Here is a 19,049-nt window from a genome sequence, read left to right as displayed (position 1 = left end):
ACCGCCAACTTCAGCATAACTGATGCTTGTCAATGCTATTGGCTTAAACCATATTGTGCAAATAGCTCAATAAAAATATCTTGCATTTCACTGAGATAATTTTTCATTTTAGTCTCCATTCAGATTGCTACTTCGGAATATTGGAAAACAGTTTAGTGTAGCAATTTAGATGAGTGTATAGCGGGATTTTTGATTTGTATAATTGAAAGTAAAAATACTATCGATATGCTAAACTTATCGATAGTCAATCATCTGGACGATAATAATGACGTTAAGTGAACTGCGTTTTGTGGTTGCTGTAGCAAAAGAGCGTAACTTTAGGCGCGCTTCTGAGAAGTGTTACGTTAGCCAGCCAGCATTGAGTTTAGCGATTAAGAAGCTGGAAGAAGATTTAGGCGTACAAATTTTTGAGCGCAGTAGAACCGATATCAATCCAACCCCTATCGGTGAGAAAATCATTGAGCAAGCAATTAAGGCGATAGAGGAGGTTAACTATATCCGTGAGATTGCTAAGCAAGGTAATAATCAGCTGAGTGGGTCATTCCGCCTGGGCTTGATTTATTCGGTCGGTCCCTATTTGCTACCAGAAATCATTCCAATTCTGCGTAAAAGTGCGCCAGACATGCCACTAGATATAGAAGAGAATCTAACAGTGCAGTTAGAGACGCAGCTCAAGAATGGTGTGATTGATGCAGCTGTGGTTGCCTTACCATTTGAGGTGGCAGGCATTAATACCTTACCTTTGTATGATGAAAAATATTTGGTCATGGTACCTGTCAACCATCCATGGGTAAGTCGAACGTCCGTCAGCGCAGATGAGCTTGCTGATGAAAATGTCTTATTATTAAACAGTGGCCATTGTTACAGTCATCAAGTATTGCAGGCGTGTCCAGATTTGTCTCGAAAAGGTCAGGTGTTGCAGGGTAACTCTCTTGAAACTATTCGAAATATGGTGGCTTCAAACCTAGGCATTACGGTATTGCCATGCAGTGCGGCAACTGAGCGCTATTTAAACCCTTTGGTAAGGGTAATCCCCTTTTCAGAGCCTGTGCCAGTGCGTAGGGTGGCGCTGGCATGGCGCAAAAGTTATGCAAGAGACCTTGCAGTGATGTGTGTGGCAGATGCAATTAAGGCGATTACTTCAGATTGTCTAGAGATGATTGATTAGTGGTGTCTTCTGTATAAAATCTGAAGCACCCTCTGCCTGCGCGTTTTGCTTCATACATTGCTTGGTCTGCAACACGCATCAGCGAGACTACATCACTGCCATGAAGTGGGTATATTCCAATCCCAATGCTACAAGAAATAAGAATGGTATGTTGCTCAATCAAAAAAGGCTGTGTCAAAGCAGATACCACTTCATTAGCGACCAGCGCAGCATCTTGGTTTGACTCAATTTGCGAAAGTACGATGACAAACTCATCCCCACCTATGCGAGAAACGGTGTCTGTTTGTCTTTTTATGCGAGTAGTTAGCCGTTCGGCTACTGCTTTGAGTAGTAAGTCTCCAATGTCGTGGCCTAGCAGGTCATTGACTGGTTTAAACTTATCTAAGTCTAAAAACATGAGCGCTAGTTTCGTTTTTTCTCTACGAACTTGCGCTAATGCCTGATGCAAGCGGTCGGTTAGTAGTGTCCGATTTGGCAGGTCTGTGAGCGGGTCGTAATGTGCAAGATGGTGGACTCGTTCTTCAATCGACTTTCTCGCAGTAATATCAATCATCGTACCAACATAATGCGTGACAATATTGTCCCTATTTCTCACTGCAGTAATTGTCAGCCACTCTGGATAGATCTCACCGCATTTACGTTTGTTCCAGATTTCGCCTTGCCAAGAGCCTTGGCTTTGGATGCTATTCCACATTTCTTTATAGAAAGCTGCATCGTGTACACCAGATCTTAACAAGTTCATTTTTTTACCGACAGCTTCGTCTGCCGTAAAGCCTGTAATTCTAGTGAAAGAATGATTAATTTTTAATATATTCGAGTAAGCATCCGTTACTATCATGCCTTCTTGTGATTCGAAAGCGGTCGCGGCAATTTGAAGCTCGGTTTCAATTTTCTTTCGGTCTGAAATATCCCGTGCGAAGCCAACAGTTCCCAATAAGTTACCATCCTGATCAGTCACTGGTGCTTTAAAAGTTTCAATCCAGTGTTGGTTCCCTTTGGTATCAACATAAGTTTCTTCAACGGATTTTGGTTGCCTTGTCTGTAATACGGATAAGTCATCCTTACGATAGTTTTCAGCAATCTCTATTGGCGAGTAGTCAAAGTCTGTCTTGCCAACCAAGCTCTCAGGGTTATTTTCACCAAAGTTATTGGCGTGTACTTTATTAACTGATAAAAAGCGACTTTCCAAGTCTTTAAGCCAGACCATGAAAGGAAAGTTATCTAACAATGCACGTTGATAGCCTTCTTTTTTGCGTAATTCTGACTCGACATTTTTTAAATGACTGATATCGACATGAGTGCCAATGAGTCTTTGTGGTTTAAGTGCTACTCCATTTACATCGAGGGCTAACTTTGCGCGAGAAAGTATATCAACCCAATGTCCATCCTTATGCTTCATGCGAAACTCTGTTTCAAAGCTCGCACGATCACCATTGATATAAGACTGCGCATGCGCTAATGTAGCTGCACTGTCTTTAGGGTCGACTAGTGAGGACCATGTGTCGAGGGTGTTACCTAATTCGTCATCACGATAGCCAAGCATTGACTTCCAACGGGGGGAGTAATACACCTCGTTAGTGTCTAGATTCCAATCCCATAAGCCATCGTTGGCACCTTTTAATGCAAAGTTTAAGCGTTCACGATTGATGATCTGTTCAGCTTCAGATTTCTTTATTTGGGTAATATCTTCGTAAATCCCCAATACGCCGATTACTTCTCCAGAATTTTGACGTAGCGGAATTTTAGAGGATTTAAGAATCATTTCATGGCCATCTGCAGTTTTCTCAAGCTCTTCATAAGAGGCTTTCGGTACTCCAAGTTGCATCACCTCAAGATCAATTGCACGATAGTAGTCTGCGCGTACTTGCCAAGCTAAATCATCATCGTATTTTCCGATAATTTCGTTAACATTATTGAAGCCGGCATCCCTTGCAAAATTGCTATTGCAGCCGATATATCTTGAGTTTTTATCCTTCCAAAAGATTCGCATAGGAATCGTTTCAATAATAGATTGCAAGATATTGCGAGATTCTGTGAGCGCATCAAATAGAATAGCTTTCTCAGAAACATCAAATAGCACGAGTAGTTGAGCGCCTGAAACTCCCTTGTCTAGTGGGGTAGTGGTGGCGATGATTGATTTCACTGCTTGATTTTTACAGTGAATTTTTAGATCTAAAGGCACAAACGAACTCTGATTAATTGCACAATCGTTTAAGTGGCTGTTCCATGACTCTATGGCTGAAGCTCTATAGTGCTCCTCAGGGTATGCCTTCAGCCACCAATCGCTGATTGTCGTTATATCTTCATGCGTATAACCAAATGATTTAGTGAATTGTGGATTAAGCCTGATTAGTTGGCCTGTATCTTTAAAAACGACAATTGGCACCGGACATACATCGATAATTGCATTTAGATGTTCATTGTGCTGATGGAGTTGATGAAGGGTTTTTAATAGATAGATCAAAAGCCCACTCACAATAGAAGCGGCTAACACAGCACTTACAAACCCAGTAATAAGATAGTTTGTGGTTATTTTACCTTCTAGCAGAAATTGCATCGTTGCTACAGTAGGTAAAGTAAGTGCAATGGCTAATATGACAGATATCAGCCATAAGTGCCATTTCTTCTTACTGAGCAATATTGGGATTAAAGTATGTTTCAAGTGAGTCCTAGCTTTCAATACTTTGTATTCATATCCTATACCTAAGACTACAAAATCTTTTGATTAAAATCAAAAGTGCTGGCGGTGTAGCAACATAAACAGAATGTCTATTTTGACAAGTCTACATCTATAACACAGATATTTAATGTGCAGGCTTGCAGGCTAATAAGTAACGTAAAGCCGGTAACCAGCAACGCTCACATCTTGCGTGGTAATGGCAAGTTTAATCTTAATTTCTCTACCAGCGCTGAATCCTGCAGCGATATCTGTCTTTGGTGGTAAATACTCTGCTGGTTTAAATATACGTCTTAACACAGCACTGTCATTGGTGTCTGTTAGTGTGAGCTCTACGTTTGGGTAAGCCTGTACAAAGCTAGCCTTGTTAAAAAGGCTGCTGCTAAGATGCATGACGCCTGTATGTTCTAAATCTTCCTGCATATCAGAGTCATCAATGATAATCCATTCTATTTGCTTAGGAAGCTCAATACTGCAATGTAGCTGTTGGCAAGCGGCTAGCAAATGCGGTTTTAAATTTGGATAATAAATGGCAATCGTATTACGTAAAAAGTAGACGCTCTGGCCCGCAGCAATCAATAGCAGAAGAAACACACCCAAAATCCATAGCCAGCGAAGACGCGTATTGGCAATCTTTTTTCCGTCAAGCTTTGCGTGTTTTGCAAGATCATTAAAGTAGTGAGATTGATTTCCAGGGATGAAGCTCAGATTTGTTACGTCATTGACTGGCTGATCTTCTAGATGAGCCAGACTGTCTGACTTGTCAGTAATCGTGTCAGCATCAGTACTAGGCTGATTCAAATCTGCTTGTATCGCTTCTGAACGTTCTAAGCCATGGGAGACTTCTTCTTGTTGCGCTGCCGTTAGCTCAATAGCGTCTACTGTTTGATTTTGCGTGTTAGAGAAGGATTGTTGCACCTTCTCTGGTGTATGGTTTTGGCTTTGAATATCATTTGATAACGCCACCTCTGCGATGGCGCTATGGTCGAGGATAGGCCAAGAGGATGAATGCGGTGTGTCAGATTGTTCGGTAATGGATGCTGCTGATGTAGTGCTCGTATCTTCAGTGACTGTGCTGCTTTCCTGTATTGGGTGATCAGCGTGTGCTTGAGCGATAAATTGATCTTTAGCATTAAATACATGCAGACATTGGCCGCAACGTACTAGCCCACCATGCTGATTGAGCTGTGCTTCACTAACAAAGAATTGAGTTTGACAATTAGGGCAATGGGTTATGTCGCGCATTTTTTCGTGCCTGTGAGCAATACCCAAGCATCCATATGCTGTGGTGTGCCCATATCAAACCATTCAGAGTAAATGGCAGAAACAGCGGATTCTTGTTCACGTAAAATACCAGAAAGTGCAATCTTCCCCCCAGCCTTGCATGACTTTGCTAATGCTGGCGCCAGAACGCTCAGTGCACTGGATAAAATGTTGGCCACTACAATATCAAACTCTTTAGACTGATATTGGGTCGCATCATAGAACTTAGCTTCTACTTGATTCTGCTCGGCGTTGTATAGGCTAGATTGAATAGCTTGCGTGTCGATGTCAGTACCCACAACTTCGTCAGCACCTAGTTTTTTAGCCGCAATCGCTAAAATGCCTGATCCACAACCGTAATCGAGCACGGAGTTTCCTGCATTCACAGTTTGTGTCAGCCAGCCCAAGCATAAGTGCGTGGTTGGGTGGCTACCAGTACCAAAGGCAAGACCAGGGTCTAATACGATATTGATCGCCTCTGGATTTGGCGATACATGCCATGTAGGTACAATCCATAGGTTTTCTGTAATTTTGATCGGCTCGAATTGTGATTGGGTAGCGCGCACCCAATCTTGTTCTTGAATCGTTTCGGTGGTGTAGTTAAGTTTGCTAAGTTTCGCGAGTTGTTCTAACTCTTTAATCACTGCCGTGACATCAACACCTTCGTCAAACAAAGCACTTACCAGATTTTGCTGCCAAATGCCTGGAGGAGGGTCGCCTGGCTCACCAAAAATCGGCTGTTCATCGATGGTCTCAGCATTGGCATCTTCAATAATGGCTGAAAGTGCGCCAAGCTCCATGAGTGTATCGCTAATTAAATCAGCATTATTATCCTGTGCTTCAATTTTTAATGATACCCAAGCCATACTCAACCTATCTATTACTTCACTTATTTAAACGATATTAATGCAAATACGCGTTAACCGTACAAAACTTACGGTAACGCGTATTGAATATTGCTACTTTAAAATGATAATTATTTGTTATAAATACCAAGCTTTTGCTCTAGGTAGTGAATACTTGTACCACCTAAATGAAAAGCTGCATCTGCCATTAAATCAGCATGTAATGCAATGTTGGTGCTAATGCCATCAATCATCATTTCAGACAATGCAATACGCATACGAGCAATGGCTTGTTCGCGGGTATCACCGTAAGTAATTAACTTACCGATCATTGAGTCGTAATGTGGTGGCACTGTATAGCCAGCATACGCGTGCGTATCGATACGTACACCAGGGCCACCAGGCATATGGAATTTAGTGATTTTGCCTGGAGAAGGTACAAAGTTATAAGGATCTTCTGCATTTAGGCGACATTCAATAGCATGTCCTTTTAGTTGAATGTCTTTTTGGCGGAACTTCAGCTTTTCACCTGCGGCTACAAAAATCTGTTGTTGCACTAAATCAATACCAGTGATCATTTCTGTCACCGTATGTTCTACTTGTAGGCGCGTGTTCATTTCAATGAAATAGAACTCATTGTTTTCATATAAGAACTCAAAAGTACCTGCACCGCGATATTTGATTTTACGGCAAGCTTCAGCACAACGTTCACCAATTTTGTCACGTAAGCGAGCATTGAGTAATGGGGCTGGCGCTTCTTCGAGGATTTTTTGATGGCGACGTTGCATAGAGCAATCGCGCTCACCCAAGAACACTGCATTACCATGTTGGTCAGCTAGTACCTGAATCTCAATATGACGAGGTTTTTCTAGGTATTTTTCCATGTAAACCATTGGGTTACTGAATGCTGCTTGCGCTTCAGCTTTGGTCATGTTGACTGATGTCAGTAACGCAGCTTCGGTATGTACTACACGCATACCACGACCACCACCACCGCCAGCCGCTTTAATAATCACTGGGTAACCAATTTGTTTAGCGATTTTAATGATTTCGCTAGGGTCATCTGGTAACGCACCTTCTGAGCCAGGTACGCAAGGAACACCAGCTTTTCGCATCGCATCTTTAGCAGATACTTTGTCGCCCATTAAGCGGATAGTCTCAGCGCGTGGGCCAATAAACACAAAGCCGCTTTGTTCTACACGTTCTGCGAAGTCAGCGTTTTCTGATAAGAAACCATAACCAGGGTGAATTGCCTGTGCATCTGTGACTTCAGCAGCACTGATGACCGCAGGCACATTTAAGTAACTTTGGCTGGAAGGAGCAGGGCCGATACAAACTGACTCATCTGCCAACTTTACGTATTTAGCTTCACGGTCAGCTTCTGAGTGAACAGCAACCGTTCTGATACCTAGTTCGCGACATGCGCGCTGTACGCGTAACGCGATTTCGCCGCGATTGGCGATTAAAATTTTGTCAAACATTGCCATGAAAGTGAGATCCTAGTATTTAGGTCTTAGTGTTGATACTTTCTTATTGATACTAAGAAGTATTGATGTAAGACCTAATTAATAAAGCAGTAATTTAATAAGCTAAAACGATTAGCCGATAATAAACAGTGGTTCACCATATTCAATGGCTTGACCGTTATCAACTAAGATTTTTTTGATGACGCCAGCTTTATCTGATTCAATCTCATTTAATAACTTCATTGCTTCGATAATACATAGTGTGTCGCCGATAGCAACCGTATCACCCACTTCAACGAAAGATTTAGCATCTGGTGATGGTGAGCGATAAAATGTACCCACCATTGGTGATTTCACTGCATGGCCTTCATCAACAGCAGGTGCGGCTTCAACTGCTACAACAGGAGCAGTTTGTGGTGCTGGCGCATGTTGTTGTGGTGCGTAGTGGTTGTAGTTTTGTGCTGGCATGTTGGCAGTAAAATTACGACTAATGCGTACTTTTTCACCATCTTCAGTCAGTTCTAATTCTGAAATGCCTGATTCTTCTACCAGATCGATAAGTTTTTTAAGTTTACGTAAATCCATGATGACTCCTAACTAATTCGTTATAAATTATTATTTTTAAGAATGATTAATTTTTTCAATAGCGAAATCTAGGGCAAGTTCATAACTTTTTGCGCCCAGTCCGCTAATAATGCCAACAGCGATATCTGTAAAATATGAATGATGACGAAATGACTCTCGCGCAAACACATTTGACAAATGTACTTCTATAAATTGAACTTTGACAGCGCTCAACGCATCGCGCATTGCAACGGATGTATGTGTGAATGCAGCCGGGTTGATAATGACAAAATCTACGCTTTTAGTAGCAATAGACTGAATTTTATCGACAAGATCAGCTTCTGCATTGCTTTGAAACGTCTCTAATGTGATATTGGCGGATTTTGCCTTGTTGATGAGTGATTGGTTGATGCTATCAAGTGTCGCGTTACCGTAATGCTGGGGTTCACGCAGGCCTAATAGGTTCAGGTTAGGGCCATGTAATACCAAAATGTGCTTAGTAGCCATGACGACTCACCCGTTTTAAACAGTTTTTGCATAAATTACGATAATTCATAAACGCGAGTTTGCCGAAGTTAAAGGGTTTTGTCCAGCAACTTTAGAGAATTTAAGCGAATTTACCTTAATGAATTACACAAAGTCCATATCATAAGTAGGGTCTTTAATTTAACAGTAAATGGTTAAATTGTGTATTCGACTAGCGTGATTAGGGTGAGATTAAAGGCTTGATGGCTGCTTCAAGGATAGTTTTGTTAATCCGACCAAAGTGCGTATTAACAACTTTACCATCTGCATTAATGATGACAGTGTAGGGTAAAACACCCTTGTCATTGCCTAATTGCTCGCCTAGCAAGCTGCCCTCTGTTTCAGATGCCACAATAGGGTAATTCACTGGTGCAGTCTTTAAATACTCAGCAACCAGCAGTGGCTCGTCAATCGCTATGCCTAGCACGATGACATTTTTATCTTTAAAAGATTGTTGTAGAGCGATTAACTCTGGCATTTCTTCTTTGCATGGCGGGCACCAAGTTGCCCAAAAGTTCACAATAATAATTTTACCTTTATATTGCCCGAGGTTCTGGGTTTTTCCTGAAACATCAGGTAAGTTAGCTGTATATAAAGGCGTACTGCTAAGTTCATTTTCATTGCTGGGGCTAGAAAAATGGCGTGACACCAATGCTACTGTTAGCACTAGTGCTATAAAGAAAAGTGGCTTTATTATTTTGTTTAGCATTGAATGGTTTCTGGCAGACAACTGCCGCGCTGATCTAGAATTTGCAGGAATGCATCTGCATTTTTATAACCTACTACTTTTAAGTGAGTTTCTTCGGTGGCATTTGCATTAAAGAATAAAATGCCTGGTGGGCCAAACAGGTTAAATCTTTGCATGAGCGCTTTATCGTCGTTTGTATTATTAGTGACATCTACTTGCAATAATAGCGTGTCTTTTAAAGCAGATTGAACACGTGGGTCGCTAAACGTAAATTGCTCAAGTTCTTTGCAAGCCACGCACCAATCGGCATAAAAGTCGAGCATCACTGGTTTTCCTTGAGCATTTTTGAGTGCATCTTCTAGCTCGGCAATGCTTTTGATTGGTTGGAAGTTTAGGTTATTATGCTGTTGTTGACTATTAGATGCCGCTGCAACCAGCCCGCTTAGTGGTTGTAATGGTGATTTTGCATTAGAGAGCGCGCCAATCAGCATCGCCAAGCCGACCACCACCATCATCACGCCGATACCTTTCCAGAATTTGAGTGCGGGTTTTGCACCAGCAGGCAGGCTATCCAGTGCATGCATGTAAATGGCAGGCACAATTAACAGCGCTGCCCATAACGCTAGTTGCACTTGCATGGGGATGACGGGTGCAATCAGCCATACCGCAACACCTAGCATGAGTACGCCAAATAAGTTGCGGACAGCGTTCATCCAACTACCCACTTTAGGCAGGAGCGTACCTGCGGATGCGCCAATGAGCAGTAGTGGGGTGCCCATCCCTACGGATAGTGAAAATAAAGCGACTCCACCTAGTAAAACATCGTTAGTTTTGCTGATGTAAAGTAAGGCGCCAGCCAATGGTGCGGCTACGCATGGGCTAATAATAAGGGCTGAAAGTACGCCCATTAAAAAGTCACTAAAAAAGCGTCCACCCTTAATGCGACGGCTCAAACTCATTAAGCCATTTTCCATGCTGCTAGGTAATTTGAGTTCGTAAAAGCCAAACATGGAAAGTGCTAGTAATGCAAATATTAATGCACCGAACCCTAATGCCCAAGGGGTTTGCAATGCACTGCTGAGCATTTGCCCAGAAAGCCCCGCTGCAATACCTGCTAGCGTGTAGGTTAAGCACATCCCCAAGGTGTAAGCGAGAGATAAGTTAAACGCATGTAGGCGTGAAACATGTGCATTTTTGCCGATGATAATGGAAGATAGGATAGGAATCATGGGAAATACACAAGGTGTGAATGCGAGTAATAGTCCAGCAGTATAGAAGCCTAGAATAATCAGCCACCATTTTCCGCTTTTGAGTAGGTTGGCTGCTTGGCTATCACTTTCTGAGGCGTTGTTGTTACTCGAGGCGGTCTTGTTATCGGTTGGTGTAGTTTGGTTTAGGTTGGCGCTATCATCTGCTGTAATGGTGAAGGTTTTGTGTTGAGGTGAATAGCAAAGGCCTTTTTCACTACAGCCTTGATAGGTGATTTTAAGGTTAGTAGACGTGCTGATTTTGTCTTTTATCAGCAGAGTGGCGGTAAAGTCCTCATGATAGACCTCCATTTTCCCGAAGTTAGGGTCATTTTTAATGTCTGCTTTAGGTAAATTTATTGCGAACGTTTGTGCAGGTGTGAACTCAAATTTGGTACGCTCTTTATAAAGGTAATAACCTGGTGCGACAGTAAAGTTTGCATGAACACTTTGCCCATCTTGTTTTATTGATAGGCCAAAAGCTACGTCTGGAGATAAAAACTCATCTTCTGCGGATTGATCTGTGAATAAGTTTTTGATGCCGCTGGTGACGTTACCTGCATGGCTGATAGAGGCTGATGCTATGAAGAAGCTAAATACCAAAAAATAAGAAAATCTTTTAAACATTGTGTTCCTTAAGCAGATAATTGCGTGGTTACCCATTGTAAATATTGATGTAAGCCACCATCTACGTTGATAGAGATTATTTCAGGAAGTTCATAAGGATGTGCTTTTATAATAGCGGCTTGAAGCGCATCATACTGTAGTTGGGTGGTTTTAATAAGCATGGGAATTTCGTTCGCGCGTTCTACATTGCCTTCCCAAATATAAATAGATTGGCATGGGCTTAGTATGTTCACGCAGGCCGCAAGTTTTTGTGTGATCAGTGTTTCTGCTAATAGGCTAGCAGTTTCAGTGTCTGGCACATTGGTGAGCACTAATAAAATATTTTCTGGATTCGACATTATTTAGGATAGCAAGGCATGCGTTTATTAATAGGTTTGATTTTACTCGCTTTTCCAATCGCTGAGATATGGTTATTAATCGTGTTAGGGCAAGCATATGGATGGTGGTTGTTAGTTTACTTAGTCGGCATTGCCTTGTTAGGCTTGCGCCTGATTCAGGATGAGAAATCATTATTTACGGGGCGTATGTTGCAAAGTATGCGTACGGGTAATCACCCGATTAAAGCGATATTTGGCAGCGCGCGTAATATTATTGCAGGGGTGTTGCTGATATTGCCAGGCGTCATTACTGATATGATTGCTGTGATTTTGCTACTGGTCCCAGTTAAAAATAGCCAGACACCCAATCTACAGTCATCACATCAGCCACGCCAGGCCGCAAATGATGATGTGATTGAAGGCGAGTTTCGCCGAGAAGATTAACAAGACATGCTTTAAAATAACTCATTGAAAATAAATAGAAATATACGACATGACATATCAAATTACCATTCAGCCCAGTGGACACACCTACCAAGCAAAAGCTTATGAAACAGTGCTTGAATCAGCGATAGAAGCAGGTTTTAACATTCCTTACGGTTGCCGTAATGGCGCCTGTGGTAGCTGTAAAGGGACGGTGTTAAGCGGTGATGTGGATTATGGGGACTATGCCAGTAGTGCATTAACGGAGGCTGATAAAGCGGCAGGTAAAGCATTATTCTGTTGCGCCAGACCGCTGACCGATTTAACCATAGAGTGCAGGGAAATTAATGCAGGGGTGATTCCGCCACGCATCCTTCCTACACGTGTAGAGCGCAAAGAACAGTTGTCACATGATGTGATGGCTTTGTTTTTAAAGTTGCCTAGCAGTGAACGTTTGCAGTTTATGGCAGGGCAATATGTTGAGTTTTTGTTAAAGGATGGTAAGCGCCGTGCTTTTTCATTGGCAAATGCACCGCATGCAGATAGCTTACTAGAGATACATTTGCGATTAATACCAGGTGGGCAGTTTACCGAGTATGTGTTTAATGAAATGCCAGACAAAGCCATTTTGCGAATAGAAGCGCCATTTGGTAGTTTTTACTATAGAAGCGATTCAGAAAAGCCGATGGTGATGGTGGCTGGTGGTACAGGCTTTGCGCCTATTAAGGCGATTATCGAGCATATGATACATAACGATATTAAACGCAAGGTGACTTTGTATTGGGGGGCTCGAGCATTAGAAGACCTTTATATGCCAGCGCTTCCTAAGGCATGGGCTGAGGCTTATGAACATATTGAATTTATTCCAGTTTTATCAGATGCGCTCCCAGAAGATAATTGGCAGGGTCGCAATGGCTTGGTGCATCAGGCCGTGTTAGACGATTTTAGTGACTTAAGTGGTGTTGAAGTTTATTGTTGTGGCGCCCCCGCCATGGTGGAAGTTGCACACGCAAGTTTTACGCAAGCGGGATTACCAGATGATTCTTTTTACTCAGATGCTTTTAACTATGCGAAACCTATACCTAGTGTTGCGTCAGGTGCCTGATAAGTCATGTAGGTCGGTTTTAGTGATTCTCATGAAATAAAAGTTAAACGCCACAAAAGTGGCGTTTAACTTTTAAACTGTGCGTTCAATAAGTAGCTGGTAGTTTTAGTTTATTTAAAAAGCAGCGATTGTTTGTTTTTTTCGTTGGCAAGCTTTTGTATCAGCGTTTCAAGGTCTGAGTTTTGAATCAGCTCATGAGCCAATTTTGCGGAAGCTTCTGCTTTTTCAAAATCCCCCTCTGCTAGTGCGTGCATACCTTCTAACAGTGCAGTGTTGCCAGCTTTTAGACGCAGAGACTCTTTCTTGCTTGCTCTAATCGCGGGTAAGTGTCTTAAGAACCTCAAAAGCCTTAGAAGGTGGTGTAAACCAAAAACACTCAGCACAAACACGACTAAAAAGAAATTAAAGGAGATTTGAATGCGATAAGGTGAACGTATGATGAGTACGTAACCTTGATTGTTACTAGCTAGCCACACGATAAAGATAATCCCAAGTAATGTTAAAGCCCACCAAAACAATCTATTTTTAAGCATGGTAGATTACTCGCTCTTTTCCAGCATCAGTTTGTAACTGCTCACTGCGGCCAAGCTGTCGCTTAGTTGTGGGAGTTCTAGGCTGATATTGTTGCTAGATAGTTTTTTCAACAGCACGAGTGCTTTAATCGTATCGGGGTGTTTGGTATCAAAATATTGGTTAAGCCAAGTTTTCACCATGTTGAGGTCGGCTTTATAAGTGCTTTCATCATGTTGGAGCAGGGCGATTCGGGCAGTGAGTAGCCTGAGTTTTATATTTTCACGTAAATATAATGCGTGCTCTGCTGCTAGTAGCGGCGGCTCTGGTTTGTCGATCCGTTCTACTGTTACTAGGTTCTTAATATCATCCCAGATTGCCCACCAGAACTTCTGGACGCCTTGTAACGGTTGAATGGGGCCTGGGTTATTAACCGCATTGATATTAAGTGTTGGTTGGCGCTCACTAATGAGTGGGATGCTGTTACATAATTCAGCGAGGTAGGTGAGCTGTGTACTCATTGCAATCATATCGATTTGCGGCAGATCTCGTAGGGTCTCAATTTCAACTTGTAATATTTCGCGTAGTTGTACTGCTCTTGGTAAATCAAGCGGTTGTAGCCTATGGTCTGCGGCTTCCAGCGCAAGCAGGGCAGATTTAACATTACCAGCCAGTTGTAGTTGTTGTTTTGCAATTGTTAAAAGTTGTTCTACTTCTGCAACTGCTGTGGCTTCACGATTCTCTGCGAGTTGCGTGTATAGCATTTGTAAAGCTTCTTGTTGGTCGCGTGACTCTGCTAGCTTTTGCTCTAAAATCACAGTACGTGCATTGGCTTGTGTACTGCGCTCCTCTGCCTGTTTTGCCAATGCTAGGCTTTGTTGATTCAGCGTATGGTATTCCTCTAATTTGACGCTGAGTGACTTTTCAACTTCATTGAATCGATGACGCGTGTTGAGCCATTGCCAGGCGAGTGTCAAAATAGCAATGATGACCAGTACCATGGTGCCAATAGTGAGCATGGAAGGCTTTGGGTAATCTGCAAATTGAGAATCTGTTGAGTTAGTCATGATGTTTTACAAGTTGTGATAAGCATTGCAGCATAGCTTCATCTCCTGGCGCTTTGGCTACTAGCACTTTTAAACCAAGCTGTTGTGGTTCTTCTGCGATTCTCTCATGGTTTACACATAATGTGACATGGCGTAACCATTCTGCGTTTTTAGACATCTGTAATAAATTGCGCATCGCCTCACTACTGGTCACGATGATAGCGTCTAATTTATTTTGACGCCATTGCATTTCAAGTAAGTCTGCGTTTTTTTGTGGGTTAATGCGGCGATAACTTTCTGCAAAATAGACATTTGCGCCCCTTGCTTTAAGGGTATCTGCCATGAGTTCCCGACCCCCAACGCCTCGAAATATCGCGATTGTTTTCGTTGCGACATCTTGCATTTCAGGTAGCGCAAGTAATGTTTCACTATCAAAGCGGGTATATGGAACCAATACCTCATGTGCGCCATATAACGCTAGTGCCTTGGCTGTTTGATGACCAATCGCTGCAAATTTTAAATGATCTGGAATCTTGCCAAATTTCTTGATTAAAAGCGGCATGGCGTATTCAACCGCATTAGAGCTGATAAAGATTGCCCAATCAGTTGTATCAATATGGGTTAGTTGCTGCTGAAATGATTGGTAGTCATCTAATGCAGAGATGGCAAGCAGGGGAAATGAGATCGCAGTGCCACCATGTTGGGCAATGGCGAGGTTCAGACTTTCTGCCTGATCGATTGGCCGCGTGACCGCAATGTACAAGTTACTAAGTAAATGGTCGGCACGCATGGGTAAGCCTACAGTATGTGATTACAAAGCAGCGAGAATCTTGTCTGCACCTTTTGAGATAAGCTGGCTGGCTAAGGCTTTACCTAGTGCTTCAGCGTTCACTCTACTGCCAACCGCAGTTTCTATTAGCATTTGCTGACCATCGACACTCGCAACAAAGCCTGTGATGCGGATGTTATCTGCCTCACATACAGCGTAAGCGCCAAGTGGAACCGTGCAGCTGCCTGCTAGTGTGCGGCTCATGCCGCGCTCAGCCTCAACACATACTTGTGTGTCTGGGTGATTCAGTGGGGCGAGTATCGCAATTAGCTCTGGGCGGTCAGCGCAGATTTCTATGCCTAAAGCACCTTGCCCCACTGCTGGAATGCTATGCTCAGGTGCGATAAACTGGCGAATCCTGTCGCCTAGCTCTAACCTGATTAGCCCCGCTGCTGCCAGAATAATTGCTGCATATTGGCCTTCATCTAATTTGCGCAAGCGTGTTTGTAGATTACCGCGTAGTGATTCAATTTTAAGATGAGGAAAGCGTGCTTGTAGCTGGCTTTGGCGACGCAAGCTTGAAGTGCCAACGATACTGTTTGCAGGCAGATCTTCCAGTGAAGCGTAGTCGTTTGAAACAAAAGCATCGCGAGGGTCTTCACGCTCGCCAGTGGCTGCCAATATAAAACCTTCTGGCAGGTTCATCGGCACATCTTTCATGCTATGCACAGCCAAATCAGCTCTGCCGTCTGCCAGTGCTGTTTCTAACTCTTTGACAAATAAACCTTTGCCACCCACTTTGGCTAAAGGGGTGTCTAATATCTGGTCGCCAGTTGTGGTCATACCAAGAATAGTGACTTCTGTATCAGGGTAGAGTGATTGCAAGCGGCTTTGAATATGGCGTGCCTGCCACATGGCAAGTGCGCTTTCACGCGAGGCGATGACGAGTTTTTTGGGAGTAGGTTGTTGGTCTGAATTTTGCATATTGTGATTTTATCACAGGGCTTGCTTGCAAGCATTAAGCGCAGAAAGTTTCCATTTAGTGTTTAAATGATGTTTATTTATGAGTTAAGCTTATGCATTATTGGTTTTAAAGCCGAGATTCAATTTAAATTTTCAGTAGTATTTATTTCAGCTGTACTTATTTCAGTAGTATTAGGAGGTCAACATGCAATATCAATTTGATGTTTTTATGGAGTCGCTAAACCAGTTTTGGCTGCAACTTGTTAATTTTGTGCCTAAGTTATTAGCGGTAGTCGTGATTTTATTTTTCGGATGGATTGTTGCAAAGTTAGTCAGGCTTGCGGTGAAGCGTTTACTGGATTTTACGCAATTTGATAAATTTGCTAAAAAATCTGGTCTTGAAGCGTTTATGAACAGTGGTAGTTTGAATGTGACACTCAGCGGCATTATTAGCCAAGTGGTGTATTGGCTGGTCATTATTTTGTTTATTACAACAGGCGCCAGCACATTGGGCTTAAGTGAGGTGGCTAATCTATTACAACAGTTAGCAGGCTATTTGCCACGTATTATCTTAGCGATTCTTGTGATTATTTTTGGTACGCTGTTAGCACGCTTTGTGAACAAACTGATGTTTGCATGGCTGCATAGTATTAAATTCTCTGGTGCATTAGCCGTGAGCACTTCTGCTGAGTATGGTATTCAAATATTAGCGATATTTGTTGCTTTGGAGCAGTTGGGTATTGGCATGCAGTTGATTCACTCATTGTTTGTGATTGTGTTTGGTGCAATTTTTCTGGCATTAGCGTTGGCATTTGGTCTAGGTGGCAAGGATTGGGCTGCCAAGAAGATTGCCGAGCTGGAAGCCAATCAGAATAAAAGTAAGTAAGTTTTTGCCAGTATGGTTTAGGTCACATGATGTTTAGCTGTTTAGTCACAATCATGCGGTTTTGGTGCTGCTTGCATCAGAACCGCAATACCTAAAGTATCTGCTGGCGAATCAGATGTTGCTGTCTTCGGCTAACCGCTATCGTTTCAGGTACGTGCTTGAGTAATGCGACCCATTGTTTTTCAGTTTGTGCATCTTGGTTACGTTTCTCGTAACCTAAAATATAGGCATTGGCTGCTAAGCAGTTTCGGTGCAGTCGCGTGAAAACATGACCGAACTCTTGCTCCAAATGTGACAGTGACTCTTCTACTAAGTACTCACGCTCTGCGGTGCGTACCGTAATGTATTTGAGTTCTGCACGCAGATAGATCACCTCACTAATGGGCACTAATAAAATGCGTCCTCGCTCATTAATACTGAGATGGGTGCGCTTAGGGCTTAATGGGGTTAGCGCTTCAAGCTGGTTAGGGAGTAACGCACGTGCTTTTTGTAGCGCGGTTTGCAAGCGCTCAAGGCGAATAGGCTTTAATAGATAATCTACCGCGTTCATATCAAACGCTTTGATTGCGTAAGTGTCGTAAGCGGTGGTAAAGATAACTGCAGGTGGTTTAGGTAGTTTTTGTAAGTGTTGTGCTGCTTCAATGCCATCCATTTCTGGCATGCGGATATCTAACAATACAATGTCTGTTGAGGTTTGTTCATTTTGGGCGTGATTAACGATGTCTAGCAGTTCTCTGCCATTTTTTGCTTCGGCTAATACATGAATATTTTCAATATCACCTAGTAAAGTGCGTAGCCGATTGCGGGCAGGGGCCTCATCGTCAGCAATTAGAATGTTGAGTTTAGATTGATTGAGCATTTATCGTTTGTGTGTGATTCGGCAAAGTAATATGTACTTCGTATGTGTCGTCTAGCTTTTTAGTTTTTAGCGAGGCTTCGAGGTCAAAATGAAGTGTAAGCCGTTCTTTGATGTTCTTAAGAGCCATGTTATTGCCGCTGCTGTGCTTGTTTTGTGCTTTATATGGGTTTTTTAGTATCAGATGCACTTCATTTTGTTTAGTGTATATCTGAACCTTAATCGTACCACCGTCAATTAATGGCTCTATCCCATGATATACAGCATTTTCAATAAGTGGCTGTAACAGCAGAGGCGGGATGAGGATGTCAGGTGGGACATTGTCAATCTGCCATTCGACTTTTAGTCTTTCGTCTAAGCGTAGTTTCTCTAGGGCTAAATATTGGCGACAGAGAGCGATCTCCTGTGCGATTGGCACCAGCTCTCGATTTTCTGCCATCAACACACGAAATAAGTCTGCCATGTCTTCCAGTGCAGTTTCAGCTTGCTTGGGCTGGTCACGAATCAAGGACAATACTGCATTTAGGCTATTAAATAAAAAATGGGGACGAATACGCGCCTGTAAAGCTTGTAATCTGGCCTCTGTAACTGCTGGAGAGTAAGCGCGATGGTGTAGGTTAAAGTAATAAAAAATAACTGCACTGATAATCCACGCATAAAAAACAATGCGAGTGAGTGAGGGTAGGTCGCTAAATAGCCATAACTGTGAAAAAAGACCATGTATAAGCGCGGTGCCTAGCGTGATGAGTATGAAAATAAAGGCGATGGCTTTGCGGTAAGACATTTTAACTAGAAAGCTGTAACAGCCGTAAAGTAGGAGCAAGCAAACAAACAGCATGGGTTGAGCAAACGTGGAGATGGTAGTGAGCTGATAGATAAATGTTTCGATACTATGACTCAAAGTAAGTGCGCTTAACATTAGCGCTGAGTTAGCAATAATGAGGATGCGTAGGACAACTCCTAAATTGCGTAAATTAGGCAGGCGGCTTGTTTTTCTCATTGGCTTTTTATCTGCATTTATGTTGTCTAGTACAATCGCTTTATCTTAAATGACTTTATTTTGCATTATACTAATGCATATAAGTAGTTTGTTATTAAGCATTT

At 42.5% G+C, this 19,049-nt stretch carries 19 protein-coding genes; 4 read left to right on the top strand and 15 right to left on the bottom strand.

The window, feature by feature from the left end:
- Window positions 1-265: 265 nt before the first annotated feature.
- Window positions 266-1,168, top strand: a complete 903-nt coding sequence (locus Q7U33_RS07890) for a hydrogen peroxide-inducible genes activator (RefSeq protein WP_304859473.1) — start codon at window positions 266-268, stop codon at window positions 1,166-1,168.
- Here the strand turns inward: Q7U33_RS07890 and Q7U33_RS07885 are convergent.
- The 9 genes from Q7U33_RS07885 to cutA form a co-directional block, all read right to left on the bottom strand.
- Window positions 1,137-3,830: a PAS domain S-box protein gene (locus Q7U33_RS07885; protein ID WP_304859470.1), complete on the bottom strand. Its 2,694-nt coding sequence runs from the start codon at window positions 3,828-3,830 to the stop codon at window positions 1,137-1,139. The two genes, Q7U33_RS07890 and Q7U33_RS07885, sit on opposite strands and share 32 nt — an antisense overlap.
- A gap of 162 nt (window positions 3,831-3,992) precedes the next feature.
- Complete coding sequence (locus tag Q7U33_RS07880; RefSeq protein ID WP_304859468.1) at window positions 3,993-5,090, bottom strand: DUF3426 domain-containing protein; 1,098 nt, start codon at window positions 5,088-5,090, stop codon at window positions 3,993-3,995.
- Window positions 5,078-5,974: a 50S ribosomal protein L11 methyltransferase gene (gene prmA, locus Q7U33_RS07875; protein WP_304859466.1), complete on the bottom strand. Its 897-nt coding sequence runs from the start codon at window positions 5,972-5,974 to the stop codon at window positions 5,078-5,080. The genes Q7U33_RS07880 and prmA overlap by 13 nt, the downstream gene beginning before the upstream one ends.
- A 110-nt stretch (window positions 5,975-6,084) precedes the next feature.
- The gene (accC, locus tag Q7U33_RS07870) at window positions 6,085-7,434 is read right to left on the bottom strand and encodes an acetyl-CoA carboxylase biotin carboxylase subunit (RefSeq protein ID WP_304859535.1); all 1,350 of its coding nucleotides are present in this window, start codon (window positions 7,432-7,434) and stop codon (window positions 6,085-6,087) included.
- 117 nt (window positions 7,435-7,551) lie between these two features.
- Complete coding sequence (gene accB / locus Q7U33_RS07865) at window positions 7,552-8,004, bottom strand: acetyl-CoA carboxylase biotin carboxyl carrier protein (protein WP_304859464.1); 453 nt, start codon at window positions 8,002-8,004, stop codon at window positions 7,552-7,554.
- A 36-nt stretch (window positions 8,005-8,040) separates the two neighbouring features.
- On the bottom strand, window positions 8,041-8,490 hold the full coding sequence (gene aroQ, locus Q7U33_RS07860; protein WP_304859461.1) for a type II 3-dehydroquinate dehydratase: 450 nt from the start codon (window positions 8,488-8,490) through the stop codon (window positions 8,041-8,043).
- 199 nt (window positions 8,491-8,689) lie between these two features.
- Window positions 8,690-9,217: a TlpA disulfide reductase family protein gene (locus Q7U33_RS07855; RefSeq protein WP_304859459.1), complete on the bottom strand. Its 528-nt coding sequence runs from the start codon at window positions 9,215-9,217 to the stop codon at window positions 8,690-8,692.
- Window positions 9,211-11,070 carry a protein-disulfide reductase DsbD gene (gene dsbD / locus Q7U33_RS07850; protein ID WP_304859457.1) on the bottom strand — a complete coding sequence of 620 codons (1,860 nt, stop codon included), beginning with the start codon at window positions 11,068-11,070 and terminating at the stop codon, window positions 9,211-9,213. The genes Q7U33_RS07855 and dsbD overlap by 7 nt, the downstream gene beginning before the upstream one ends.
- A gap of 8 nt (window positions 11,071-11,078) precedes the next feature.
- Entirely contained in the window at window positions 11,079-11,408 is a 330-nt protein-coding gene (cutA, locus tag Q7U33_RS07845) for a divalent-cation tolerance protein CutA (protein WP_304859455.1), read from the bottom strand.
- A gap of 18 nt (window positions 11,409-11,426) precedes the next feature.
- On the opposite strand from cutA, the gene Q7U33_RS07840 reads away from it, so the two are divergent.
- The gene (locus tag Q7U33_RS07840) at window positions 11,427-11,831 is read left to right on the top strand and encodes an FxsA family protein (RefSeq protein ID WP_304859452.1); all 405 of its coding nucleotides are present in this window, start codon (window positions 11,427-11,429) and stop codon (window positions 11,829-11,831) included.
- Between the two features lie 49 nt (window positions 11,832-11,880).
- The gene (locus tag Q7U33_RS07835; protein ID WP_304859450.1) at window positions 11,881-12,915 is read left to right on the top strand and encodes a CDP-6-deoxy-delta-3,4-glucoseen reductase; all 1,035 of its coding nucleotides are present in this window, start codon (window positions 11,881-11,883) and stop codon (window positions 12,913-12,915) included.
- Window positions 12,916-13,025: 110 nt separating this feature from the next.
- On the opposite strand, the gene Q7U33_RS07830 is transcribed toward Q7U33_RS07835, so the two are convergent.
- Genes Q7U33_RS07830 through hemC form a run of 4 tightly spaced genes read right to left on the bottom strand, consistent with a single transcriptional unit; the run spans window position 13,026 to window position 16,224 of the window.
- Entirely contained in the window at window positions 13,026-13,448 is a 423-nt protein-coding gene (locus tag Q7U33_RS07830; protein WP_304859448.1) for a heme biosynthesis HemY N-terminal domain-containing protein, read from the bottom strand.
- Between the two features lie 6 nt (window positions 13,449-13,454).
- Window positions 13,455-14,492: a uroporphyrinogen-III C-methyltransferase gene (locus Q7U33_RS07825; protein WP_304859446.1), complete on the bottom strand. Its 1,038-nt coding sequence runs from the start codon at window positions 14,490-14,492 to the stop codon at window positions 13,455-13,457.
- Window positions 14,485-15,261: a uroporphyrinogen-III synthase gene (locus tag Q7U33_RS07820; RefSeq protein ID WP_304859443.1), complete on the bottom strand. Its 777-nt coding sequence runs from the start codon at window positions 15,259-15,261 to the stop codon at window positions 14,485-14,487. Before Q7U33_RS07820 ends, Q7U33_RS07825 begins: the two co-directional genes overlap by 8 nt.
- A 21-nt stretch (window positions 15,262-15,282) precedes the next feature.
- Entirely contained in the window at window positions 15,283-16,224 is a 942-nt protein-coding gene (gene hemC / locus Q7U33_RS07815; protein ID WP_304859441.1) for a hydroxymethylbilane synthase, read from the bottom strand.
- A 184-nt stretch (window positions 16,225-16,408) separates the two neighbouring features.
- Between hemC and Q7U33_RS07810 the strand changes: the two genes are divergently transcribed.
- Window positions 16,409-17,089: a hypothetical protein gene (locus tag Q7U33_RS07810; protein ID WP_304859439.1), complete on the top strand. Its 681-nt coding sequence runs from the start codon at window positions 16,409-16,411 to the stop codon at window positions 17,087-17,089.
- Between the two features lie 91 nt (window positions 17,090-17,180).
- Here Q7U33_RS07810 and Q7U33_RS07805 read toward each other — a convergent pair whose 3' ends face one another.
- Together Q7U33_RS07805 and Q7U33_RS07800 are read right to left on the bottom strand one after the other, a co-directional pair.
- Complete coding sequence (locus Q7U33_RS07805; RefSeq protein WP_304859436.1) at window positions 17,181-17,948, bottom strand: LytTR family DNA-binding domain-containing protein; 768 nt, start codon at window positions 17,946-17,948, stop codon at window positions 17,181-17,183.
- Window positions 17,932-18,945, bottom strand: a complete 1,014-nt coding sequence (locus Q7U33_RS07800; protein WP_304859434.1) for a sensor histidine kinase — start codon at window positions 18,943-18,945, stop codon at window positions 17,932-17,934. The genes Q7U33_RS07805 and Q7U33_RS07800 overlap by 17 nt, the downstream gene beginning before the upstream one ends.
- Window positions 18,946-19,049: the final 104 nt, after the last annotated feature.

The sequence above is a fragment of the Methylotenera sp. genome, assembly GCF_030653755.1.
Classification (GTDB): domain Bacteria; phylum Pseudomonadota; class Gammaproteobacteria; order Burkholderiales; family Methylophilaceae; genus Methylotenera.
The sequence above is the reverse complement of the archived record's forward strand: the minus strand, read 5'-3'. Positions and strand labels throughout refer to the sequence as shown.

Excerpts from the sequence above, each read along its gene's own strand:
- Q7U33_RS07890 (WP_304859473.1), top strand. The coding sequence starts at position 266 with ATGACGTTAAGTGAACTGCGTTTTGTGGTTGCTGTAGCAAAAGAGCGT.
- Q7U33_RS07880 (WP_304859468.1), bottom strand. The coding sequence starts at position 5,090 with ATGCGCGACATAACCCATTGCCCTAATTGTCAAACTCAATTCTTTGTT.
- prmA (WP_304859466.1), bottom strand. The coding sequence starts at position 5,974 with ATGGCTTGGGTATCATTAAAAATTGAAGCACAGGATAATAATGCTGAT.
- accC (WP_304859535.1), bottom strand. The coding sequence starts at position 7,434 with ATGTTTGACAAAATTTTAATCGCCAATCGCGGCGAAATCGCGTTACGC.
- accB (WP_304859464.1), bottom strand. The coding sequence starts at position 8,004 with ATGGATTTACGTAAACTTAAAAAACTTATCGATCTGGTAGAAGAATCA.
- aroQ (WP_304859461.1), bottom strand. The coding sequence starts at position 8,490 with ATGGCTACTAAGCACATTTTGGTATTACATGGCCCTAACCTGAACCTA.
- Q7U33_RS07855 (WP_304859459.1), bottom strand. The coding sequence starts at position 9,217 with ATGCTAAACAAAATAATAAAGCCACTTTTCTTTATAGCACTAGTGCTA.
- dsbD (WP_304859457.1), bottom strand. The coding sequence starts at position 11,070 with ATGTTTAAAAGATTTTCTTATTTTTTGGTATTTAGCTTCTTCATAGCA.
- cutA (WP_304859455.1), bottom strand. The coding sequence starts at position 11,408 with ATGTCGAATCCAGAAAATATTTTATTAGTGCTCACCAATGTGCCAGAC.
- Q7U33_RS07840 (WP_304859452.1), top strand. The coding sequence starts at position 11,427 with ATGCGTTTATTAATAGGTTTGATTTTACTCGCTTTTCCAATCGCTGAG.
- Q7U33_RS07835 (WP_304859450.1), top strand. The coding sequence starts at position 11,881 with ATGACATATCAAATTACCATTCAGCCCAGTGGACACACCTACCAAGCA.
- Q7U33_RS07830 (WP_304859448.1), bottom strand. The coding sequence starts at position 13,448 with ATGCTTAAAAATAGATTGTTTTGGTGGGCTTTAACATTACTTGGGATT.
- Q7U33_RS07825 (WP_304859446.1), bottom strand. The coding sequence starts at position 14,492 with ATGACTAACTCAACAGATTCTCAATTTGCAGATTACCCAAAGCCTTCC.
- Q7U33_RS07820 (WP_304859443.1), bottom strand. The coding sequence starts at position 15,261 with ATGCGTGCCGACCATTTACTTAGTAACTTGTACATTGCGGTCACGCGG.
- hemC (WP_304859441.1), bottom strand. The coding sequence starts at position 16,224 with ATGCAAAATTCAGACCAACAACCTACTCCCAAAAAACTCGTCATCGCC.
- Q7U33_RS07810 (WP_304859439.1), top strand. The coding sequence starts at position 16,409 with ATGCAATATCAATTTGATGTTTTTATGGAGTCGCTAAACCAGTTTTGG.
- Q7U33_RS07805 (WP_304859436.1), bottom strand. The coding sequence starts at position 17,948 with ATGCTCAATCAATCTAAACTCAACATTCTAATTGCTGACGATGAGGCC.
- Q7U33_RS07800 (WP_304859434.1), bottom strand. The coding sequence starts at position 18,945 with ATGAGAAAAACAAGCCGCCTGCCTAATTTACGCAATTTAGGAGTTGTC.